Source organism: Streptomyces sp. BF23-19 (genome assembly GCF_041106355.1).
In the GTDB taxonomy this organism is placed as follows: domain Bacteria; phylum Actinomycetota; class Actinomycetes; order Streptomycetales; family Streptomycetaceae; genus Streptomyces; species Streptomyces virginiae_A.
The window spans coordinates 1-3664 of the sequence record NZ_JBGBPT010000185.1 but is presented as its reverse complement, the minus strand read 5'-3'; the positions used below and the strand labels follow the sequence as shown (position 1 = coordinate 3664).

Annotated in this window: 1 protein-coding gene and 1 pseudogene; both read right to left on the bottom strand. The window is 77.8% G+C overall.

The features are described from left to right. Positions 1-43: 43 nt before the first annotated feature. Positions 44-1000 (bottom strand): bifunctional riboflavin kinase/FAD synthetase, encoded by a 957-nt coding sequence (locus tag AB8A24_RS43130; protein WP_328961424.1) that lies wholly within the window; start codon positions 998-1000, stop codon positions 44-46. Between the two features lie 126 nt (positions 1001-1126). Beyond that, a pseudogene (locus AB8A24_RS43125) lies at positions 1127-3664 on the bottom strand (serine protease); the annotation flags it as partial.

Genomic DNA, 3664 nt, shown 5'->3' with positions numbered 1-3664 from the left:
CCCGTACCACCCCGGGGGTGGTACGGGCCCTCCGCTTCGTCCGTCAGCGCTTCAGGTCGTACGTGTCCGTCAGGACCCGCGCCCGCTTCACATCGTCCGCGATCGCTTCCAGCAGCCCGTCCAGCGACTCGAACTTCGCCATCCCCCGCACGTACGCGAGGAAGTCGACGGCGACGTGCATCCCGTACAGGTCCAGCCCGACGCGGTCGATCGCGTACGCCTCCACGGTCCGCTCGGTGGCGTCGAACTGCACGTTCGTCCCCACCGAGATCGCCGCGGGCATCCGCTCGCCGTCAGCCGTCAGCCAGCCCGCGTAGACCCCGTCCGCCGGGATCGCGGTGTGCGGCTGCGTCTCGACGTTCGCCGTCGGGTAACCGAGCTCGCGCCCGCGCTGCGCACCGCGCACCACCACGCCCTCGACCCGGTGCGGACGCCCCAGGATCTCGGCCGCACCGTCCATGTCGCCCTCCGCCACCAGCCGGCGCGCCAGCGTCGAGGAGAACGGCACCCCGCCGCCCGCCTCGCCCCGCTCGACCAGGTCCACGACGTCCACCACGTAGTCGTACGTGGAGCCCAGCTCGCGCAGGAAGTCGACGTTCCCGGCGGCCCGGTGGCCGAAGCGGAAGTTCGGGCCCTCGATGACGGCGCGCGCGTGCAGCTTGTCGACGAGGACCTTCACGATGAAGTCGGCCGGGGACAGCTGGGAGAACTCCGCCGTGAACGGCAGGATCAGCAGCGCGTCCACGCCCAGCCCGGCCATCAGCTCGGCGCGTCGGTCGTACGGGGCCAGGATCGGCGGGTGGCTGCCGGGGCGGACCACCTCGCTCGGGTGCGGGTCGAAGGTGACCACCACGGAGGGGACGCCGAGCTCACGCGCCGTGGCCACCGCCCGCCCGATGATCAGCTGATGTCCCCGGTGCACGCCGTCGTAGGAGCCGATGGTGACGACGCTGCGTCCCCAGTCCTGGGGGATGTCCTCCAAGCCACGCCAGCGCTGCACTGTGACCGCTCCTCGCCCGAACCCGTTTAGTCCTTGAACCGATTGCCGATTGCAGGTCTAAGACTGCCATGCCCGTGGCCGGTGCCCCGCATCGGCATCTGACTCGATCCGCCACCGTGTCTGTCGTCACGTCACATCCGCGGCCGCCCTGCTCAGGGTCTCCACCGTCCGCCGGGCGCTCGGCCCGAGCAGGGCCGCGGCCTCCGCCTCCGCCGTCGCCAGCCAGCGGGCCGCCATCGCCCCGAAGGCCGGCTCCGTCCGGGCCAGCTCGACGATCCTCCGCTCGAAGACCGCCGGCCCGCCCGGGGCCCGCAGCAGCTGCCGCCCGGTACGCCGCAGCAGCTCGCGGGTACGGTCCTGCGGGCGCCCGGTGGCCCCGGCCGCGACGGCGCCGAGGAACACGTCGAGCACGCCCGGATCGGCCTCCTCGCGCAGCAGGGTGTCGGCCAGCTCCCCGCGCAGCGGGTGCGAGGCCGCCCCGCCGGGCGCGGCCAGCACGACGGCCAGCTCGGCGCGCACCCCGGCCGGGGCGCCGAAGAGCAGGTCCAGGACCAGCGGCCGCACCACCGACGCGGCGGCCGGACCCTGGTCGAGCCGCCGGTCCACGAAGAAGGCGGCGTGCGGGGCGTCCCCGGGACACCGCGCGAGGTGCTCCCGTACGAGCTCGGCCGCGCGCCGGGCCAGCCCCGGCGTGGTCAGCGCGGCCAGGGCTCGCACCACCTCCCCGTCGGCCCGGGCGCGCAGCGCGGCGAACACCTCGTCCGGGTCGGGCAGCACGGGCAGGGCCGCGACCAGCGCCTCCGCGGGCAGCCGGGAGCCGGACCCGGGATCGCGGAAGCAGGCCAGGGCGTCGGGCAGGTAGCGGCCGCGCACCTGCGGGTCGCGGAGCAGGATCGCGAGGGCGCTGCCGTGCAGGGTGGCGTCGGCGGGGCGGGCGAGCAGCGCCTGGGCGGCGTGGCGCAGCAGCTCGCGGTCGGCGGGGGTGCGCACGTGCGGGGCGGTGGCCGGCCCGTAGGCGGCGGCCGGGACCCGCCGCCCGGCGCGTTCGTCGTGCGCCCAGCGGTCGACGGCTCGGCACAGGGCGGAGGGCTCCTCCTCGGCGAGTACGGCGAGCAGCTCGTCGGCGCGCGGGTGCGCGGCGGTGACGAGCGCCTCGGTGAGGTCGTCCACGGCGAGGCCGCGGTGGGTGTGCAGCAGGGCCTGGGCGGCGGTGGCGACGGTGGCCCCGGGGCGGCCGCGCAGCCGGCGCCCGTCGGTGAACCAGGCGCAGAGCAGCGGCTGCGCGCGCCGCGGGTCCCGGGCGAGGCGGCGGGCAGCGGCGTCGAGGTAGCGGTCTCCGGGAACCGCCTCGGCGGGGTCGGCGGGCAGCAGACGGCGCAACAGGTCGAGGCGATCGGGCTCGGGCAGCCGGAGCCGGTTCCAGAACCGGCCGCCGAACTCCCCCGGGCCGGCGCGGGCCACGTGCTCGGCGAGGGCGTGCAGGACGGGCAGGAGGGGCCGGGCGTCGGGGGCCCGGAGCAGCGTCTCGCGCAGCAGTCGGGCGGCCCACCAGGCGCGGTCCGGGGTGGCCCGCTCCGGTTCCTCGGTGAAGCGGTTGAGCCGGTGGACCAGCCCGGTGAGCTCGCCGCGCAGCCGGTCGGGGGCGAGCCTGCGCAGGGCCTCCAGGACGGGCCCGATCCGGTGCCGGGGCACGGGCAGCCCGGGCTCGGCCGGGCCGTGGACGAGCAGGCCGAGGGCGGTCGGCACGTCCAGGTGGCCGGCCTGGATCCAGTCGGACAGCTCCTCGTGGGCGAAGCGGTAGCCGGGCCCGGCGGGCACCAGCAGTCCTTCGGTGAGCACGGCGGAGGCCCAGCCGGTGCGCCAGGGGAACAGCTCCTCGAAGGAGACCCGGTCCAGCTGCCCCTGCCCGGGTCCCAGAGCGCGCCGCGCGGCCTCGTGGACGCGGCCGGCCACGCGTGCGGCGAGCCGCTTGACCCCGGGTCCGTGCACCCGGGCGCCCCCGGCGTCGGCGCAGGCCGCGGCGATGCGGACGGCGGTGCGCAGGCACAGCAGGTCAAGGTGCGCGGCGAAGACCTCGTCGCGGCCGGGCCGGCCGGTGGTGACCTCGGCGGCCCGGATCCCGGCGAGCAGGTGCAGGGTGAGCGGGTGCCGGGCGTCGGCCTCCCGGACGGCGCCGGCGGGGATGCCGAGGCGGGCCCGGGCGGTCTCGGCCTCGGCGGCGTCGAGGTCCGCGAGCGGGAGGGCGGGGGGCAGCCGTCGGGCGGAGCGGGTCGGGGTGTGCAGTGCCTCGGGCGGGTAGAGGGCGCCGGCCCCTTCCCAGTACTCGGGCCGGGCGGCGACGACCAGTCGGGTGCCGGTGGCGTGCAGCCACCCGGCGGTGGCGGTGGTCCAGGGGGCGAGCCGGTGGGCGAGCCCCGGCGGCATCTCCTCCGGGGCGTCGAGGACGACGAGGAGGCGGCGGCCGGCGCGGGCGACCACGTGGGCGAGGTGCGCCGCGGCTCCCGTCGGGGCCGGTCGGCTGCGCCGCTCGGCCGGGGTGGTCCCGCCGGGGCCCGTCCCGCCGGAACCCGCGCCGGGGGCGGGGGCGGGGCGGGTGTGCCGGGCGTCGGGCGGGGTTCCGCCGGGGCCGGGCGCGCGCCGGGGCGTCTCCTCGGGCGCCCGGCG